At 47.8% G+C, this 19,151-nt stretch carries 10 protein-coding genes; all 10 read left to right on the forward strand.

Features of this window, described 5'->3' with window-relative positions; all coding sequences use genetic code 11:
* Window positions 1–17 precede the first annotated feature (17 nt).
* The 10 genes from H6570_03765 to H6570_03810 all read left to right on the forward strand — a co-directional run bounded on the left by H6570_03765 (window position 18) and on the right by H6570_03810 (window position 19,076).
* Window positions 18–2,447, forward strand: coding sequence for an ABC transporter permease (locus H6570_03765; GenBank protein MCB9318373.1), 2,430 nt, complete (start codon window positions 18–20; stop codon window positions 2,445–2,447).
* Window positions 2,448–2,465: 18 nt separating this feature from the next.
* Entirely contained in the window at window positions 2,466–4,901 is a 2,436-nt protein-coding gene (locus H6570_03770; GenBank protein ID MCB9318374.1) for an ABC transporter permease, read from the forward strand.
* A 36-nt stretch (window positions 4,902–4,937) separates the two neighbouring features.
* Entirely contained in the window at window positions 4,938–7,385 is a 2,448-nt protein-coding gene (locus H6570_03775) for an ABC transporter permease (protein ID MCB9318375.1), read from the forward strand.
* 40 nt (window positions 7,386–7,425) lie between these two features.
* Entirely contained in the window at window positions 7,426–9,792 is a 2,367-nt protein-coding gene (locus tag H6570_03780) for an ABC transporter permease (GenBank protein MCB9318376.1), read from the forward strand.
* Between the two features lie 16 nt (window positions 9,793–9,808).
* On the forward strand, window positions 9,809–10,351 hold the full coding sequence (locus H6570_03785) for a DinB family protein (protein MCB9318377.1): 543 nt from the start codon (window positions 9,809–9,811) through the stop codon (window positions 10,349–10,351).
* Window positions 10,352–10,379: 28 nt separating this feature from the next.
* Window positions 10,380–12,761: an ABC transporter permease gene (locus H6570_03790; protein MCB9318378.1), complete on the forward strand. Its 2,382-nt coding sequence runs from the start codon at window positions 10,380–10,382 to the stop codon at window positions 12,759–12,761.
* Window positions 12,762–12,805: 44 nt separating this feature from the next.
* Entirely contained in the window at window positions 12,806–15,211 is a 2,406-nt protein-coding gene (locus tag H6570_03795) for an ABC transporter permease (GenBank protein MCB9318379.1), read from the forward strand.
* Window positions 15,212–15,393: 182 nt separating this feature from the next.
* Window positions 15,394–15,699, forward strand: a complete 306-nt coding sequence (locus tag H6570_03800; GenBank protein MCB9318380.1) for a hypothetical protein — start codon at window positions 15,394–15,396, stop codon at window positions 15,697–15,699.
* 184 nt (window positions 15,700–15,883) lie between these two features.
* Window positions 15,884–17,206 carry a TolC family protein gene (locus H6570_03805; protein MCB9318381.1) on the forward strand — a complete coding sequence of 441 codons (1,323 nt, stop codon included), beginning with the start codon at window positions 15,884–15,886 and terminating at the stop codon, window positions 17,204–17,206.
* 100 nt (window positions 17,207–17,306) lie between these two features.
* A complete protein-coding gene (locus H6570_03810) occupies window positions 17,307–19,076 on the forward strand; it encodes a chloride channel protein (GenBank protein ID MCB9318382.1) in 1,770 nt (589 codons plus the stop codon).
* The last annotated feature ends 75 nt before the right edge of the window (window positions 19,077–19,151 follow it).

Consider the following 19,151-nt stretch of genomic DNA (forward strand, 5'->3'; position numbering starts at 1 on the left):
AACTAAATAATTCGATTATGATCAAGCATAATTTGAAACTGGCCTTTCGCAGCCTCGTCCAACAAAAAGGTATCACGGTTATTCATTTAATCGGCTTATCATTTGGCCTGGCCAGTTGTCTGCTTATTGGTAGCTACATCTATAATGAATACAGCTACGACCGGTACAATCACAATGCCGATCGTATTTACAGGATCAGCCGGGAATTTATCAACCGAGATGGTTCGCGTCAGCTTCATCTGGGGCACCTGGCACCCCCGTTTGCCCCTCTGTTGAAAAGCGACTACCCGGATATTGAGCAGATCGTCCGTATGTTGGAAACGAACCTTACGTTCCGCAAGGATGACAACATTTTTGATGTTGAAAAGGTCTTTATCGCCGAGCCTTCCTTTTTTCAAATCTTTGATGTTGACCTGATCGAAGGAGATACCGCCAGTGCGCTGGATAATGCATTTACGCTTCTCTTGAGTGAGTCCATGGCTAAGAAATTTTTCGGTAACGAGGATCCGTTGGACAAGACGATGGTCGGGATGGGCCAGTATAATTTTCAGGTATCCGGCGTGTTTAAGGACTTTCCTCCGGAGTCCCATTTTCACCCGGATATTCTCGCCGCCTTCAACACCTTACGGGACTCAACCATTTATGGCGAAGAAGGATTGCGTACCAATTGGGGAAACAACTCCTTTTCAACGTTCATCCTTTTGCCCAGGAATTATCCATCTCAACAGCTTGAAGCGCAATTCCCTTCATTTGTAGACAAGTATATGACGGGTGTTTATGGCAATCAAAGTAAACCCAGCGATCGTACCAAGCTGCATCTGATGCCGCTCACGGATATTCATTTGCATTCCCATCTGGATTCGGAGATAGAAGAAAATGGCGACATCAAACGCATCTATATCTTTGCGGTCATCGCTTTGCTGATCCTGCTCATTGCCTGCTTCAATTACATGAATCTTTCCACAGCCCGGTCAGCAATACGCGCCAAGGAGATTGGCGTTCGTAAGGTGGTTGGAGCCCGCCGGACAGAGATCATGCAGCAGTTCTTAGGAGAATCTGTTGTGCTCACCCTGGTTGCCGCTGTCATTGCCGTGGGACTTTGCTGGCTGGCTTTCCCGGTGGTCAACCAGTTACTAAATATCCATCTGCAATTCAGCAAGCTGCCACTGTTTGGTGTGGTGGGGTTGATCGTCGCGGTGGCTGTAATTACGGGCCTTCTGGCGGGAATTTATCCGGCGGTCTTTTTGTCGGCCATGCGTCCGCTTGGTATGCTGAAAGGCGATCAGTCCCGTGGAACCGGCGGTGGATCAGGAGCGTTGCGCAAAGTCCTGGTCGTTATGCAGTTTGCTATCTCCGGAACTTTGATCATAGCCACGATCGTGGTGTTCCGTCAGTTGAGCTATATGCAGAACAAGGACCTGGGACTGGATCAGGACCAGGTGATCACCATTAATTTTTATCGCAACCTGGCTCCCCAGTTTGAGAGCTTTAAGCATGAGTTATTGGCAAATCCGTCTATCCGCGATGTAGCCAGGAGCTCCAGGATACCTTCCGGCAGGCTTTTGGACAGTTATGGTTCTGCTGAGGTACAGCTATCGGGTGATTCGCTGGAAAAGCCGGCTGCTGATCTGAAGACGTTGTTGATCGATGAAGCATTTGTGCCGACGTACGACATTAGGCTGACAGCTGGAGATAATTTCCGTGATTTTGATAAAACGGGTAATATCATACTCAATGAGACAGCCATCAAAGACCTCGGTTTTAGCTCGCCTGCAGAGGCAATAGGTAAACGCATTAAATATGCCGGCAGGGATACCTATATCACCGGGGTTCTTCATGACTTTAACTTTGAAAGCCTGCATCAGGACATCCAGGCTATGATTATGATCAAGCCTTCTGACAGTACCAACTACAACTGGTTATCAATCAAGATGGCCGGACAAAACCTTTCAGAGGGAATCGTCCACCTGGAGAAAACATGGAAGCAATTCTTACCGATGTTTCCGTTTAATTATCAATTTGTGGATCAGCAATTTGGTGAATTGTACCAGGCCGAACAGCGCCAGGGTAAAATGTTCATCGCCTTTGCCTTGCTGGCAATCCTGGTGGCTTGCCTGGGATTATTGGGCCTGACTGCATTTGTGGTTCAGCAAAAAGTCAAAGAGATCGGTATACGCAAAGTGCTGGGGGCAAGTACAGCTTCCATTGTCACTATGCTGAACAAAGACTTCCTAAAGCTGGTCCTGTTGGCGCTGGTGATCGCCAGCCCGCTGGCCTGGTACCTGATGCACCGCTGGCTCGAAGACTTCGCCTATCGCATTCAGATCCCTTGGTGGGCATTTCTTATTGCCATCGTTGTGGCAGCACTGGTGGCCTCACTAACCATCAGTTTTCAAAGCATCAAAGCCGCACTGGCCAATCCGGTTAAATCATTAAGAAATGAGTAAGTAAAAACCTGACTGACTATGTTACGAACTTATCTTAAGATCGCCTGGCGTAATTGGCGCAATCAACGTTTTTATACGTTGATCAATACGGTCGGACTGGCATTGGGCCTGACCAGCTTTCTGTTCATTTTTCTTTATGTAAACTATGAATTGAGTTTTGATCGCTCTTTGCCCAATGCTGACCGTGTTTACCGGTTCAACTTCATGGCAAAGCTGGGGGATCAGCTCGCTCATACAGCAGCTTCGCCAAAACCGGCGGGTCCGGAGTTCATGCAAAGGATACCGGAAATTGAAACTTTTTGCCGTCTGAGAAAGTGGGGAAACCATGTCGTGCATTTGGAAAATCAATCGTTCAATGAGGAAGTCGTTTATGCTGACAGTACGTTTTTCCGGGTCTTCCCGTTCAAACTCCTGGAAGGTGATCCGCTCACAGCACTCCAGTCGCCTACTTCGGTGGTATTAACCCAGCAGGCAGCCAGGAAATATTTCGGTGATCAGGATGCGGTCGGTCAGCATCTCAGGATTGGTGATGTTGAACTGCAGGTCACAGCTGTTATCACGGACCTGCCTAAGAATATGCATTTTCATTTTGATTTCTTCAGGTCCATGTCCGGCCTTAACCTGGAATGGGACAACGATTGGGGAAGCACAAATTATTACAATTATTTCCTGTTGCGAAAAGGAGCCGACCCCGGAGAAGTTTCACGGAAAGCTACCCAGATCCTTGATGAACACCTGGCTAAGGTGATCAAAGACTATTTGGGTACCTCGTGGGAAGATTTTACGGCTGCAGGCAATTATGCAAATGCCGTAATATTTCCAGTAACAGACATTCATTTGTACAGTCATCTGGAAGATGAGCTTAGCCCGAACAGTGACGGTAAATACATAACCATTTTTGGAATAATCGGATTATTTATTCTGGGCCTTGCCTGCATCAACTTCATGAATCTGTCCAGCGCCCGTTCTACGGTACGTGCTAAAGAAGTTGGAGTAAGAAAGACGCTGGGAGCCAGACGTGGTGAGCTCGCCTGGCAATTTTTATTCGAGAGCAGTTTGATGAGCCTGTTTGCGCTCATAGTAACACTGATTGCTGCTCCATTCCTGTTGCCTTATTTTAATCAGCTTTCTGGTAAACAGTTGTCGAATCATGTTTTATGGAATCCGGCTTTGTTGGCAGGGGGCATACTCTTTACGTTGCTTGTAGGCCTGATATCCGGAAGTTATCCGGCCTTTCTGTTGTCCAGGTTCCAACCGGTTAAGGTGCTGAAGAGTAACTCGACCCAGACCGGTAACACTTCAGGCTGGAATTGGACGGGGTCTATTCGGAGTGCTCTGGTGGTATTTCAGTTTGTCACAACGACTGTTCTACTGGTGGGTGCACTGGTGGTGAGCAAGCAACTACATTTTATTCAGAACAAGAAATTAGGCTTTAACAAGGAGCAGGTTCTGGTATTGCAAGATCCCTACCTGGCTGGGGATAATCTTCGTGCTCTCAAGGAGCAGCTCCTGCAATTACACGATGTCAGTTCAGTCAGTGTAAGTGGCAACTTACCGGTCAACACTTCCGATAATGCCGGAAGCACCATCCGCGGCAGGGTGATCGATCAGGAGCACACCACGCTATCCAACAACTGGTGGGTCGATTTTGACTATTTAAAAACGATGGGAATGGAGATCGTTGCGGGCAGAGACTTTTCGCATTCGATCAGTACGGATAGCAGCGCGGTGATCATCAATGAAACCATGGCTCGCAAATACGGCTATCCACAAAATGACGTGATAGGGCAGGAGGTTAACTTTATTCAGGATGGGCAGCAACTGGATATTCATACCATTGTAGGTGTAGTCCGTGATTTTAATTTTGCCAGTTTACACAATCAAATTGAGCCTCTGGCTCTTTTCCGGGGTGTCAGCAGGAGTTTCATGAGCATCCGGTTGAATACCGCGGATCTCGATCATTTTATCCATGATCTGCAGAACCTATGGGAGAGGATGGCTCCTTCACAACCTTTTGTTTTCTCCTTCCTGGATGAACGCTTCAATGCGTTGTACGAATCGGAAATTCGCATCGGAAATATCACCAATCTCTTTGCCTTCCTGGCTATTTTCATTGCTTGCATGGGTCTCCTTGGCCTGGCAACCTTTACGGTACAGCAGCGGACGCGAGAAATAGGCATTCGCAAGGTTCTGGGAGCTTCGGTGCAGGGGATCGTGGTCCTGCTGTCCGGCGAATTCCTGAAGCTGGTGATCCTGGCACTGATCATCGCTACACCGATCGCCTGGATCATGATGCACCGCTGGCTCGAAGATTTTGCTTACCGGATCCCTGTGCCCTGGTGGGCATTCGTTTTAGCCGGTATCATCGCTATATCAGTAGCTTTCTTCACGATCAGCTTTAACAGTATCCGGGCGGCACTGGCTAACCCCACTAAATCATTGCATAACGAATAATGAATTACCTGGCACCTATTTAAAAAACAGTAACCAATGTTTTACAATCATCTCAAAGTTGCAATCCGAACCATCTGGCGGCAGAAAGGCCTGAGTTTTATCAATCTGGTCGGCCTCAGCGTCGGAATAGGCTGCTTCAGTTTATTCCTTTTGTATGCGATCAATGAATTCAGTTTTAACCGGTTTCACCAAAATAAGGACCGCATATACCAGGTGGTCGTGTGGAGGCAGCCTGTAGGTAATCAGACAGAGGTTGGGTCGGGCACTTTTTTGCCCATGCCATTGGGGCCGGCGATGGAGTCCGAACTCCCGGGAGTAGAAAAAGCAGTACGTTATAAGCCTTCGTGGAAAAAAAGTTTTGTACGCGCTCATGGCCAACTGAGCCAGGCAGGAGTAACTCTGGTCGACACTTCATTTCTTTCGGTCTTCTCCTTTCCACTCATTGAGGGAGAGATCAGCTCGGCATTGGATGATCCGTATAAGATCGTTCTGACCGAAAAAACTGCGGATCGTTTATTCGGAGACCGGCATGTTATCGGAGAGCAACTTCAGATTAAATTGGAGGATCGGTTTGAAACCTATACCGTTGGCGGCGTGGTCAAAGATATTCCATCCAATTCTTCACTTCAATTTGAGATACTCAGCCCATTTTCCCGCTATCTGATGACTGATAATGGAAAGTCTGCCAAAGATGAATGGAACTGGTCCAATGGCGAAGCGTTCGTGATGCTCCATGCGAATAGTGATCTCGCTGGCCTGGATGGGCCGGGAGTAGCCAAGCTGCAAGATTTCTACAACAGGCATTTCCCGGAAGAAGAAGCATTTCTGAGAAAAGAAGGACTCTGGACAGGAGTAGGGGCTCCCTCCACGTACCGTCTGATGCCAATGGATGAGATGCATATGGGCAAAGCACAATGGCTGAATGCCGCCGAGATGGACCCTGAGTTTATCTGGATGCTGTTGTCGATTGCCGCCGGTGTTCTGCTTATTGCCTGCATTAACTTTACCACACTCTCGATTGGGCGATCCGCAGGCCGGGCGCAGGAAGTAGGGGTTCGGAAAGTACTGGGGAGCAACCGCAACCAATTGGTTCGGCAGTTTTTAGCAGAAGCACTGCTCATGAGTATTTTTTCTGCAGGCCTGGGATTGACGCTGGCTCAGTTGGCTTTACCGTGGTTCAACACCCTTGCAGACCGTAGCCTGCAGTTCTCGCTTCAGTTGTATCCGGAGATAGGCTGGTTGATCATCGGGTTGATTTTACTCGTCGGTTTACTGGCCGGGGCATATCCTTCGGCGGTTTTGTCCGGGTTCCGCCCGGTTGCCGTATTGAAAAGCAAACTTCGGTTGGGCGGATTAAATTTCTTCTCAAAAGGCCTGGTCACGACCCAGTTTGTGCTTAGTGTCGGGTTAGCCATTTCTACGGCCATTATCCTGCAACAAGTGCATTACATGCAAACCCAAAATCCGGGATTCCAGAAGGAAAATGTCCTGGTGGTCAAGGCCAGGGAGACAAATGCAGCAGAGATTTACCCCAAGTTCCGTCAACTGGCGATGCAAAACCCGGATGTACTCTCCATCTCAAGCGCTGAGATGAGCTTTGGCCAGGACGAGGGATATGCCCTCATGGGCTGGGAATACCACGATGAACAAAAAGAGACCTACCAGTATATTGTTGATACCAATTTTGTTGCGGCACTCGGAATGGATGTGGTGGCTGGTTCCAATTTTCAACCGGGCATGGGGCAGAACCGGGTGATTATCAATGAGGCATTTGCCCATAATTTCGGCTGGACGGCGGACGAAGCTGTAGGAAAAACGATTGATGGCTACAACGACACAAATGCACCCCCTCTGGTACAGGGTGTCGTACGGGACTTTCACTTTCGCTCGTTTCGGGAAAAGGTAGAGCCCCAGCTGTTTCTGCCCTACCAGCCAGGTGACGCACATCCTTACCAGTTTTTTATCCGCCTGCGACCGGGAGATCCGGCGTCTGCATTGACAGCCCTAAACAAAAACTGGAAGCAAATCGAACCCGATTTACCCTTCAACTACAGTTTTCTGGATGAAGACCTCAATCGATTCTATCAATCGGAATCGCGGTTGGGCAAGATCATCGGATGGGCTGGAGGCATAGCCATCTTCCTGGCATGTCTGGGTTTATTGGGACTGGTGGCACTGGCAGTGGTTAACCGTACGAAAGAAATTGGCATCCGCAAAGTGCTGGGTGCCAGTGAGCTAAGCATTGTTGAATTGTTGTCGAAGGACTTCCTCCGGCTGGTCGCTGTTGCGGTAATTATAGCCAGTCCGGTTAGCTGGTTTCTGATGCACAACTGGCTACAGAGGTTTGCTTACCACATTATCATGCCCTGGTGGATTTTTGTAAGCATTGGTGCCTTTGCCTTGGCTATTGCTTTTCTGACCATCAGCTTTCATGGCGTACGCGCGGCTGTCGCAAATCCGGTAGACAGCCTGAGAAATGAATGATTAACACCTGAATTGGACCGGGTAAATAATTTAATAGAAAATGCATTTCTTCCAGTTAAAGATCCTTTTTAGAAATTTATTCAGGCAGCGGGTTTTCACCCTGATTAACCTGTCCGGGCTTGCCCTCGGGATCATGTGCAGTCTCTTGATTTTTTTATGGGTGGCTGATGAGCTGGGCTACGATCGGTTTCATGAAAAATTGGATCGATTGTATGTGGTTACCAGCAAAGAGGTCATGGAAGGCGAAATGTTTGGGAGCTACGATACACCCGGATTACTTGGAGAGGAACTACCCCGAAAATTTCCGGAGATCGAAATGGCCTGCAATATGTCCTGGACTCAATATATGACCGTGTCGGTAGGTGAGCGGAACATGTTGAGGAGAGGAAATTATGCCGGCCCTGATTATTTCAGCATGTTCACCTACCCAGCTCTTGCAGGCTCGGTAGAAAATGCCCTGAAATCTCCAGACAATATGGTCATCACTGAAAATATGGCCGTTGTATTTTTCGGGAGTGCCAATGAGGCAATAGGGCAGGTCATTAAAGTAGATAATAAATGGGATATGAATGTCGCTGCGGTGGTGCAGGACGTCCCATCCAACAGCTCCGAACAATTTGATTTTTTATTAAGCTGGGAGTTATTTAAAAAATTCAATCCTTGGATGGATAACTGGCACAACAGCGGACCATATACGTTTGTGCTGCTGAAAGAAAATACCGATGCAGGGAATTTAATTGGAAAATTAAAGGCATTCATCAAGCAATACGATAAAGATTATGCCGACAATGACCACCTGGAACTGGGATTGCAACCTTATGGAGAAAGGTACCTGCATTCGAATTTTAAAAATGGATACGTAGCCGGAGGCCGCATCGAATATGTCCGCTTATTTATTCTGGTGGCCCTTTTTATTTTAATGATCGCCTGTGTCAATTTCATGAATTTAAGCACGGCATACTCCTTAAAAAGGAGTAAAGAAATTGGGGTTAAAAAAGTAATGGGAGCAGAGCGGATGGTCCTGATCCGGCAGTTTATTTCGGAAGCCATTCTTTTTTCTTTCTTTGCTACGATACTGGCTCTGATGGTTGTGCAATTAATTCTTCCTTTTTTTAATCAGGTCGTATCCAAGCAACTTACGCTTCCGTTGGGTCACCCGATATTTTGGTTGGCAATTGGTGCACTGAGTGTATTGACCGGACTTTTAGCCGGCAGTTATCCGGCCTTTATGCTTTCGGCATTCAGTCCCGTTTCCATTTTAAAGAATGAACTTAAACCCGGTTTGTCAGGGGTGCTGGTACGCAAGGGACTGGTCATTTTTCAGTTTGTTTTATGTGTGGTATTTATGATCTCCTCACTGGTCATCACCGATCAGGTACATTACATCTATACCAAAAATGTAGGGTATGAGAAAAATAATTTGCTCTATATCCGCCTGAGGGGTGATTTGCAAAATCAATTTCAGACGTTTAAAGATGAAGCATTAAAAATCCCGGGCATCGAACACGTAAGCCGGATTTCGCAAAGGCCATTTTCCATAGAAAATACAACCGGGGATGTCGATTGGGAAGGTAAAACGCCCAATACCAAACCACGCTTTTCAGAAGTAGCCGTCGATGATGATTTTTTAGAAACCATGAAGTCAGAGATGGTGATGGGGCGAGGTTTCAGTGCTGCTTTCCGGGACACAGCCGGATTTATTATCAATGAAACGGCATTAAAACAAATCGGGTATGAAGAACCCATTGGTAAGCCGTTGACATTTTGGGACACCAGGGGAACAATTGTCGGCGTCATTAAGGACTTTAATTTCAGTTCCCTGCATCAGCCGATCGAGCCTCTCGTCATGCGCAAGGCACGTAAAAGACAGGGTGGCTACGCAATGATCCGGGTTGAACCGCAGGCTATGGATCAGGTAATAAGAGACCTGGAAACACTGGTGAAAAAAATAAATCCTGCTTTCCCGTTTGCCCACCAGTTTGCGGATGAGGAATACATGTCCATGTACCAGAATGAATTGTTGACGCGCAAGTTGTCCGGCTATTTCACCTTTCTGGGCATTTTTATCGCTTGCATGGGATTGTTTGGATTGGTCCTTTTTATGATCGAACAGCGCACCAGGGAAATAGGTATCCGGAAAGTGCTGGGAGCGCCGGTAAGCCGCCTGGTGGGGATGATCTCGCTGGATTTTGTCAGGCTGGTATGGATAGCCCTGCTTATTGCCATGCCTTTGGCTTATGTGCTGATGGAGCGATGGTTACAGGATTTTGCTTACCGGATTGGCATCCCCTGGTGGGCATTTGTTTTAACCGGCATATTGACTTCTTTTATTGCATTTGCTACGATCGGGTTCCATAGCCTGAAAGCAGCAACGGCGAACCCGATAAAAAGCCTGCGAAATGAATAAATCAAAAGCCAAACACATGAAGCTGAAATCGATATTCATTCTGGCCCTGGGATTAGGTATCACAGGCGCAACTGGAAAAGCTGCAGCCCAGAAACCCATGACCCTTAAACAGGTGCTTATAGAACAATTAAAGACAACCCATGCTGACAAAGACTGGTTTGTGCCGGCAAATCTGGCAGTGGCAGGATTAACGGCTGAACAGGCCAACTGGGATGACGGTCAGGGGAATCATTCCATTGGCCAGCTTGCCACCCACCTCATTTTCTGGAATGAACGAATGCTCGAGCAATTTGAGGGTAAAAAATTGCCGGCATTCGAAGGAGACAACCAGGAGACATTTACCCAATTTAATCAGACCGGATGGGAAACGACAGTCCAGAGGCTGGATGAGGTGTTGAGCAAATGGGAATATGCCGTACAAGCTGCAAATGACGAAAAAATTAATCAGTGGGCTTCAACCATCGCCCATATCGGAACGCACAACGCGTATCACATCGGACAGATTATTTACATCCGCAAAGACCGCGGATGGTGGGATGCGGAAAATGGAGTTAAATAAATAGAAATAAAATAAAATCCTTGTTTCTATGCTCAGGAATCATTTAAAAATTGCTCTGCGCTCGTTGCGGAAGGATGTATCCACCAGCACGATCAATATTGTTGGACTAAGTGTCGGTATGTGTGTTTCATTGCTCATTGGATTGTGGGTATGGGATGAAATTTCCTACGACAAGTTTAATGAGCATCACGAACAACTTTATCAGATCATGCTCAATGATCACATGGGTGACGGAAGCATCAATACCTTTTCAGCAGTTCCGCTACCATTGATCGATGTACTGCGCTCTTCTGTTCCGGAAGTGAAATATGCAGCAGTACAGGACTGGGGTTGGGAACATGGGTTAATGGTCGGCGATCACCGGTTTTCCAGGCATGGTTTGCAGGTAAGTGATGATTTTCTCAGGATGTTCACTTTCCCGTTGATAAAGGGCGAAATTGGTACAGCTCTGAAAGAAACGTATTCCATCGTACTGACCCAGCGGATGGCAGAAGCATTATTCGGCGATGAAGATCCGATGGGCAAAATGGTACGGATAGATAACCGGGAGGACCTTATGGTGACTGGTGTCCTGCAGGATCCACCGCAAAATTCAAGCTTTGACTTTGAGTTTCTGGTACCGTTCAGCTATTACGAATTTTCCGCACCATGGGTTAAAGACTCACGGGACAATTGGCAAAATTTTGCTTTTCAGGGTTATGTGGAATTACAACCCGGAATTACTGCCGATCAGGTGATACCCAAGATCCGGAATCTTGTTAAAGAACATTTGTCGGGGGATGAGGTAAATGCAGAGGTGACACTCCATGGCATGGATAAATGGCGCCTTTACAGTGAATTTGAGAACGGAGTTGCGGTAGGCGGATTTATCAAATACGTTCGCCTGTTTGCATTGATCGGAGCATTGGTTCTCTTTATTGCCTGCATCAATTTTATGAACCTATCGACGGCGCGGACCGAGCGTCGTGCACGCGAAGTAGGTGTTCGTAAAGTGATCGGATCCAACCGCAGCCAACTGATCTCCCAGTTCCTGACGGAATCGGTCCTGATGGCCGTACTGGCATTTGTTATCTGCATCCTCCTGGCTGAGGTGTTTATGCCAGGCTTTAATCATTTGACCGGAAAGCATTTGTCGATACCTTATTCGTCGATGTCATTCTGGATCCTTGCCACCTGTCTGGTGGCGATCACCGGACTATTAGCCGGCAGTTATCCTTCGCTGATCTTGTCAGCTTTTTCACCACGGACGATCATTAAAGGACTGGGATATTCCGGAGAACGTTACCGGGGATCGCTGGCGCGAAAATTTCTGGTGATCACTCAGTTCGCATTGTCTATAGCCTTGATCATCGGCACCATGGCGGTGTTTTTACAGGTGCGATACTCTATGGCCAGGCCTTCGGGTTACAACCCTAATCTGCTGGTCATGGTCAATACGACCCCGGACCTTTCCCGGAATTATACGGTATTAAAAACTGAATTGATCTCCTCGGGGGAGGTACAGGCTATCACCAGGTCTGGTAGTCCGATCACAGCGGTTTTCCAGCATTTTGCTGACATAGACTGGCCAGGGAAGCAGGCAGGTGACCGGGCGGTATTCGCCAATGTAGATATCGGTGACGATTATTTTGAAACGACCGGAATCAGGATACAGGAAGGACGTGCTTACCGCCACGGCAGCATTGCGGATACAGCATCCATCATCTTTAATGCTTCGGCGATCAAACGGATGGGACTACTGAACCCTGTAGGTCAGACGGTCCGGGTTTTCGGAGCGCCACGGACCATCGTTGGAGTTGTCGATGATGTCGTTATGACATCACCCTTTGAGCCGGTAGAACCCACCATGTACCGCATGAATTACGACTGGGGCGACGCCATTATGTTTCGTCTTGATCCGAAAGTGAATGTGCATGAGGCACTGGGTACCATTGAACGTATCTTTCAAAAGCATAATCCGGCTTATCCATTTGCTTACCAATTTGCAGATGAGCAATACGCCCGGAAATTTGGGGAGGAGGAACTGACGGGTAAACTGGTTGGGATCTTTGGTATGCTGGCCATTTTCATATCCTGCTTGGGTTTATTTGGCCTGGCCATGTATATGGCTGAACGCAGAAACAAGGAGGTGGGTATCCGGAAGGTTTTGGGCGCGTCGATCAGCAGCATATGGATGAGCTTATCCCGGGAATTTTTTGTGTTGGTTTTCATCGCCTGCGCCATCGCCATACCCGTAACTGCCGTGGTGTTGAAAAAATGGTTGAGTGGTTACGTTTATCATACCAATTTACCCTGGTGGGTGTTTGTGCTGGCAGGTGGGTTTGCAGGACTCCTTACCCTGATTACCGTGGGCTACCAGGGAATAAGGGCTGCTTTAGCCAATCCGGTAAAATCACTGCACAATGAATAACAGGACTTTTTAAACTTAGTAATGCATCTCAAACGGAATAAAATATGTTGACCAATTATCTGAAAATAGCATTCAGGAATCTGTTCAAACACCGGTTTTTTTCATTGCTGAACATTACCGGATTAGCCCTGGGCATGGCGTCTTGTCTGACGGCTATCCTTATCCTGAAAGATCAATTGGGTTACGATCGTTTCCAGCCAAACCGGGACCGGGTGTACCGCATCATCTGTCAGAATAAGGAAGGGATGAAACTGGCCTCAGTGGCCTACCCGCTTGGCGATGCCATTGCAGAGAATTACAGTCAGGTTGAGAACACCGTTCGGCTGGTAAGGAGCATTTATGCTGCCGATGCTACCACAGCGGATAATAAAACATTACAGGTCAGTGGGTACTTCACCGAGCCCTCCTTCTTCCAAATTTTTGGCTTTGAACTGGAGGCCGGCAATCCGGCAAACGCACTTTCACAACCCAATACCATCGTTTTATCACACGAATTTGCTGAGCGCATGTTTGAAGGTAGAGATCCGGTGGGCCAAACCCTGGAGCTGGGTGGGAAAGGTACTTATCAGGTCACCGGTGTCGTTGCACCACCGCCAGGAAAAAGTCATTTGCGGTTTGATGTCCTGGCATCTGCGGCTACATTGGCCTCGCTGGACCAGGCTTTACCAACGTCTGAAGCCGGAGAAAAGATCCTGGACAACTGGGCTAACCGTTACATGAGTTATGTCTATGTATTGGTCAAGCCGGCAACCACGGAGAAGGATCTGAAGCTGGCCTTGGATCAGATAGCCGTGACCCGTTCTCAGACGGATTTGGAAGATAGGAATGTGGTCTTTTATCCACAGCGTCTGGCTCATATTACGCCTGCGCCGGAACAATTGGCCAATGATACAACGGATGGAGCTCCCTGGTTTTTTATGTATGGCATTGGATTTTTTGTACTCCTGCTGACGTTGTTTCCGGCTTTGAATTATGCCAATTTAACGACGGCCAGGGCACTGTCCAGGGTGAAAGAGATCGGGATTCGTAAGACGGTGGGTGCGAAGAAAGCGGACGTGCGTAAATTGATACTAACAGAATCGGTCCTAACGGCTTTAATAGCGCTGGCTATTGCTTCTCAGTTGAGTATACCCCTGAATCATTTTGTGGTCAGGTATTTTCCGGTTTCCATTGACGCTGCAGGTTTACAAATTGATGGATTTGATTGGGCAATATTTATTGTGTTTGGCCTCCTGGTAGGCCTGATCGCAGGCTGGCTCCCTGCCAATCGTATGGCAAAAATGGAATCCCTGTCGGCCTTAAAACATAGCACGCGTATTTTAGGAAGGTCACCATTCCGGTGGAAATCGGTGATGCTGGCGGGACAATTTGCACTTTCGCTGATATTCCTGGTTTTTGTGACGACCATCTGGATGCAGATGAAGTACATGTTGATAACGGATTATGGCTTCCAGAGGGAAAATCTGGTTACGGTATCCCTACAAGGTAACGATCCGGCGATTCTCAAGAATGAATTCAGGCAGGATCCGCATGTCGTGGGCATCACACAAAGTTCCTTGTTTCTGGCGAGCAGTAATTTGCAGGGCATGCCGGTAAAGCTCGAACCAGGTGGCGAATATCAGGAAGTACATAGTACGTTGGTGGATGCCGATTTTAACAATGTCATGGGGCTCAAACTGGTAGCTGGTCAGGATTTTCCGTCGAATTATACAGGAGGAGATCAAACGTTTCTCATCTTCAACCAGACAGCCGTGACTGCCTTTCATTGGGGCACACCTGCAGAGGCGGTTGGCAAGACGGTGTGGCTGGACGATACGACAACGGCGGTGGTCCGGGGTATCGTAGAAGATTTCCATTACCGGAATCTGGAAAGCGGGATCGATCCGTTTGCTCTACAACTGAAGGATACCAAATTTGGCACCTTATATCTGCGCATGGCGCCGGGTGATCCGGTGATCGCCATGCAGGCTTTGCAAAGCATCTGGAAGAAGGTAGATCGCGTACATACCTTTGACGGGACTTATATGGAAGAAAACATCCGGCGGGCGTATCAAAGCGTAACTTTTGTTGGCGGCTTGATGAGTTTCTTCACCCTGCTTGCCCTGGTCCTGGCATGCATGGGATTATTGGGAATGGTAACCTTTAGTGTGAACAATAAGATCAGGGAAATTGGCATCCGCAAGGTACTAGGGGCATCCATCACGCAATTGACCATTCAATTGTCACGACAATTTATGGTCTTGTTAGGTCTTGCCCTGATCATTGCCTTACCCCTGAGTTATATGTTGGTAAGTAAATTTCTGAATGTGTTTGTTTACCACATTTCCATCGGCTTCCTGATTTTGGGAGGTAGTGCTTTTATGATGATTATACTGGGAATAGCAACCATTGGCGTTCAGACCATCAGAGCGGCCAGGGCTAATCCGGTAGATACGTTAACGCAGGAATGATCAGCTGGATGAAATTAAAATCAGGTCATAAAATGATGGGTCATTCTCCTAAATCTGCCGGTAGCCATTGGTTTCCGGTAATTCCTGTTCATTCTGTTGAAGTTCAGACGGATGGTGACCTTACGATAATGCATCAAAGGATTTATACAACCCATATTTTCAAATGATTAAAAACAGAGCTTATGTTACAATTAGCCATACCAATTCCTTCTGTTCCGGGTATCCAGGACATTGACATGGAAATGAATATCCAGGGTAAAAAGCAAAAACTGCATTTCAAAGTGCAGGTGTTTACTTGGGATGAATGCGTGCATACCCTGGATGAACGCATCGAATGCATCCGGGATATTATCCGGGATTACGGGGAGGAATGGAGCATCTATCACATTGGATCGCCGACGGAATCTTATGTTCCATTGACTTTTATCCGCACCGATGACTGGAACCGTCAGCGGCAGATGATGATGGAAGTGCTTAAGGAAGGTTGAATGTTGAATGTTGAATGTTGAATGGGAGTGGAATTTCATCTTGTGATGATTAGTAGTGGCGAGGGGACTCGGGGATGGCTCACTCAACAACAAATGGTCAATAATGAAACAGGCGGGAGCAAGTGTTATGGTGATTCCGGCCTAAAATTGTATAAGCATAAAAATGAATAAAAATACCACAACGATGAATTGGAATGAAGTATTGAAAGGGATCCTCAGTGCCGTAGTGATGTTACTGACAATTACGGGTCGTGGTCAGGAAACCTTGACCATCCAACAGTGCATGGATCTGGTTGAAAAACAGAGTTTGTCTGTGCAGGCCAGTACGTACGACGTACACCGTGCGGAGATCAACCTGCGCGAAAGCAAGCAGGCGCTAATGCCGGATCTATCGGCAGACGGTCAGTTTAGTTACAGCTTTGGACGGACAATTGACCCGACGACTAACCTGTTTGAATCTCAGAATCTGGGATTTAACAGTTTTAATCTCCGCAGCAGTGTGCCTATATTCCAGGGTGGGCAACTACGGCGCGAGATCATCGCAGCACAGCAGTCCCTGGCGGCGCTGGATCTTCGCAGTCAGGAGACTCAACTAAATACACGCATGGATGTGCTCCAGGCATATGTCACCCATTTATTTGAAGCGGAGCGTATCAAAAATGCCGAGGGGCAGATGGCAATATCCCAGCATCAGCTGGATCAGGTCGATGAACGAATTAAAGCAGAGGTGGCACCAGCGGTCGACCGGCTTCAATGGCAGGCACAACTGGCCCGCAACACACAAGACCGCATCCAGCGATTGAATGCGATGGAAAATGCCGGGCATCAACTGCGCAACCTGTTGAACCTGGATCCGGAAGCTCCGCTGAACCTTCAGGAACCGGACGGTTCCGCTGCGGTAGCAGAGGAAGCCTATACGTTCGCTTCGGTGATGCAGCGGCTTATGAACAGCCATCCCGGAATCCAGGCGGATGCCCGGAATGTACAATTGGCAGAAACCAACATTTCCATTGCGGAGTCCAGATACCTGCCTACCCTGTACGCCGGAGCGAGCGTGAACACTAATTATTCAACCCTGGGTTCGACTTCTTATTTTGAACAATTGAATCAAAACCTGGGTGTTGGAGTAGGGGTGGCACTGAATGTCCCGATTTACGACCGGGGTACCCGCCGTGCGGAAGTCCACCGTCAGGAAAATGCCCTGGATCTGGCACGAAACACCCAACAGCAAAACCTGAACAGTCTCCGCCAACAAGTTCAACAGTTATTGACTGACCTGCGCAGTGCCCGGGAAGAAATGACCGCAGCAACGACCAAAGTTGAATACCTCAAAACAACCCTGGATAATATGCAGCAACGCTTTGGACTGGGGATGGTCAACAACTATGAACTGCTGGATGCACAAAACCAATACGAGCAAGCCGTCAACGACCTGACCATTGCCAAATTTGATTTGCTGTACCGCCGCCTGGTTATCAACCTGCTGGAAGATGGTACCATCAACTAGGACCGGACTTGAATTGTGAAACTGAGAGAGGATTCGCCGGTCAATCGAAAGAATGAATCGATTTCCTTGTTACCTTCGCAGGGTGAAATAATCAAGGAAAGTGCGATTGATTGACCGGATTTACATTAAGGTGCTGGCTTGGCGGAGGCGCTATCTGAGGGATTATACATTTGTTCTTTTGCTTGCTGTCCTGGTGGGCATCGTTGCCGGACTGGCATCTGTGGTATTAAAGACCATCATCAATACGGTGGAGATCTATACCACCACACTTACCTCCAAAGGTTTTTTCCTCTTTGTGCCTTTATTGGGTATCCTGCTCGTTAGCGCACTGAAGCGTTTTTTCTTTCAGAAGGTCTCGACCTTTTCGGGTATTGGCAGCATCATTTATTCAATTGCCCGCACCAATGCACGTATTCCGGGCATGCTGATGTACACCCGGATGATCACTTCGGGCCTGACCATGGGTTTTGGTGGCAGCGCCGGACTGGAAGCCCCGGCCGTGGTGACAGGTAGTGCAATCGGAAGCAATCTGGCATCCTTCTTCAATTTGGGTCATAAGTTCAGGACCCTGTTTATCGGGTGTGGATCTGCAGCCGGCCTGGCAGCCATCTTTAATGCACCGGTTGCGGGGACCTTGTTTGCGCTGGAAGTGCTGATCCCTCATTTTTCGACGGAGATATTTATTCCGGTACTGATCTCTGCGGCCTCCGGGAGCTTGTTTTCTCAGCTGTTCATGGACGGTGAAGTATTGTTTCAGATTTCGGAAGTTTCGGTATTCAAAGCGAATGAGGTGCCACTGGTGGTCTTGCTGGGATTGCTGTCTGGGATAACCAGTATCTACTATACGAAAGTGGGAGGCTGGGTGCAGAACAAGCTGAAACAAATGGAAAGCTGGTACTTGCGGGCCATTATAGGCGGTGTGTTGCTGGGTGTCTTGTTGTATGCTTTCCCGTTGTTTTACGGTGAAGGATACCTGAGTGTCCGGTTTTTACTGGATCATGAAGTGAACGGACTTTACGAGTCTTCCTTGTTTAGTTTCTTACCCAATACGGCCTTGTTCCTGTCAATATTCATGATCGCACTGGTCCTGTTTAAGCCGATCGCTGCCAGCCTGACCCTGGGTGGGGGTGGTGACGGAGGTATGTTTGCTCCCTCCTTCATCACGGGAGCTTATCTGGGATATTTGTTTTTTTCTCTGGTTGAACTGGCATTTCCTTCCTGGCTGATCAACCCGACGAATTATATCCTCCTGGGGATGAGTGGTGTGCTTGCGGGTGTTATGCATTCTCCGCTCACTGCGATCTTTCTGATCGCTGAGATGTCCGGAGGATATACCCTGTTTATCCCCCTGATGATCATCGTGTCCTGTGCCTATTTTATGAAGTTGTACTTCCACCAGAAGCCGATCTACCTGCAATCCAAGTTATTGGAAGACATCAACTTTGAACACCAGGAAGCGATTTCGCTGCATCAGATGGAAATGCAGGATTTACTGGAAACGGATTTGCGGCAAATTAATCCTGAAATGACCCTTGGGGATCTGGTGAAAATTATTGCTAGCTCCCGGCGTAACTTATTTCCGGTCGTTCAGACCGGACAGTTGATGGGTGTGTTACTGTTGGATGACATCCGCCCGATTATGTTTGATACCAGCCGGTACCAGGAGCTGAAGGCCAAGGATTTGATGATCCTTCCTCCTGCGACCATCGAATGGAATGAGCCCATGTCTTCGGTGCTCTCCAAGTTCGAGAAGACGGGAGCCTGGAACCTTCCGGTCCTGGATGGAGGAAAGTATAAAGGTTTCATTTCAAAATCCAACATCCTGTCTGAGTACCGGGAGGCGTTGAGGAAATCCAGGGATATTGATTAAGGGAAAAGGGAAAAGGGAGAAGGGAGAAGGGGAAAGGGAAAAAGGGAGAAGGGGAAAAGGAAAAAGGGCAAAAGA

It is taken from the genome of Lewinellaceae bacterium (assembly GCA_020636135.1).
Lineage (GTDB): Bacteria > Bacteroidota > Bacteroidia > Chitinophagales > Saprospiraceae > JAGQXC01.

Bases quoted from the DNA above. Each gene is read 5' to 3' on its own strand.
- H6570_03765 (MCB9318373.1), top strand. From the start codon at position 18: ATGATCAAGCATAATTTGAAACTGGCCTTTCGCAGCCTCGTCCAACAA.
- H6570_03770 (MCB9318374.1), top strand. From the start codon at position 2,466: ATGTTACGAACTTATCTTAAGATCGCCTGGCGTAATTGGCGCAATCAA.
- H6570_03775 (MCB9318375.1), top strand. From the start codon at position 4,938: ATGTTTTACAATCATCTCAAAGTTGCAATCCGAACCATCTGGCGGCAG.
- H6570_03780 (MCB9318376.1), top strand. From the start codon at position 7,426: ATGCATTTCTTCCAGTTAAAGATCCTTTTTAGAAATTTATTCAGGCAG.
- H6570_03785 (MCB9318377.1), top strand. From the start codon at position 9,809: ATGAAGCTGAAATCGATATTCATTCTGGCCCTGGGATTAGGTATCACA.
- H6570_03790 (MCB9318378.1), top strand. From the start codon at position 10,380: ATGCTCAGGAATCATTTAAAAATTGCTCTGCGCTCGTTGCGGAAGGAT.
- H6570_03795 (MCB9318379.1), top strand. From the start codon at position 12,806: ATGTTGACCAATTATCTGAAAATAGCATTCAGGAATCTGTTCAAACAC.
- H6570_03800 (MCB9318380.1), top strand. From the start codon at position 15,394: ATGTTACAATTAGCCATACCAATTCCTTCTGTTCCGGGTATCCAGGAC.
- H6570_03805 (MCB9318381.1), top strand. From the start codon at position 15,884: ATGAATTGGAATGAAGTATTGAAAGGGATCCTCAGTGCCGTAGTGATG.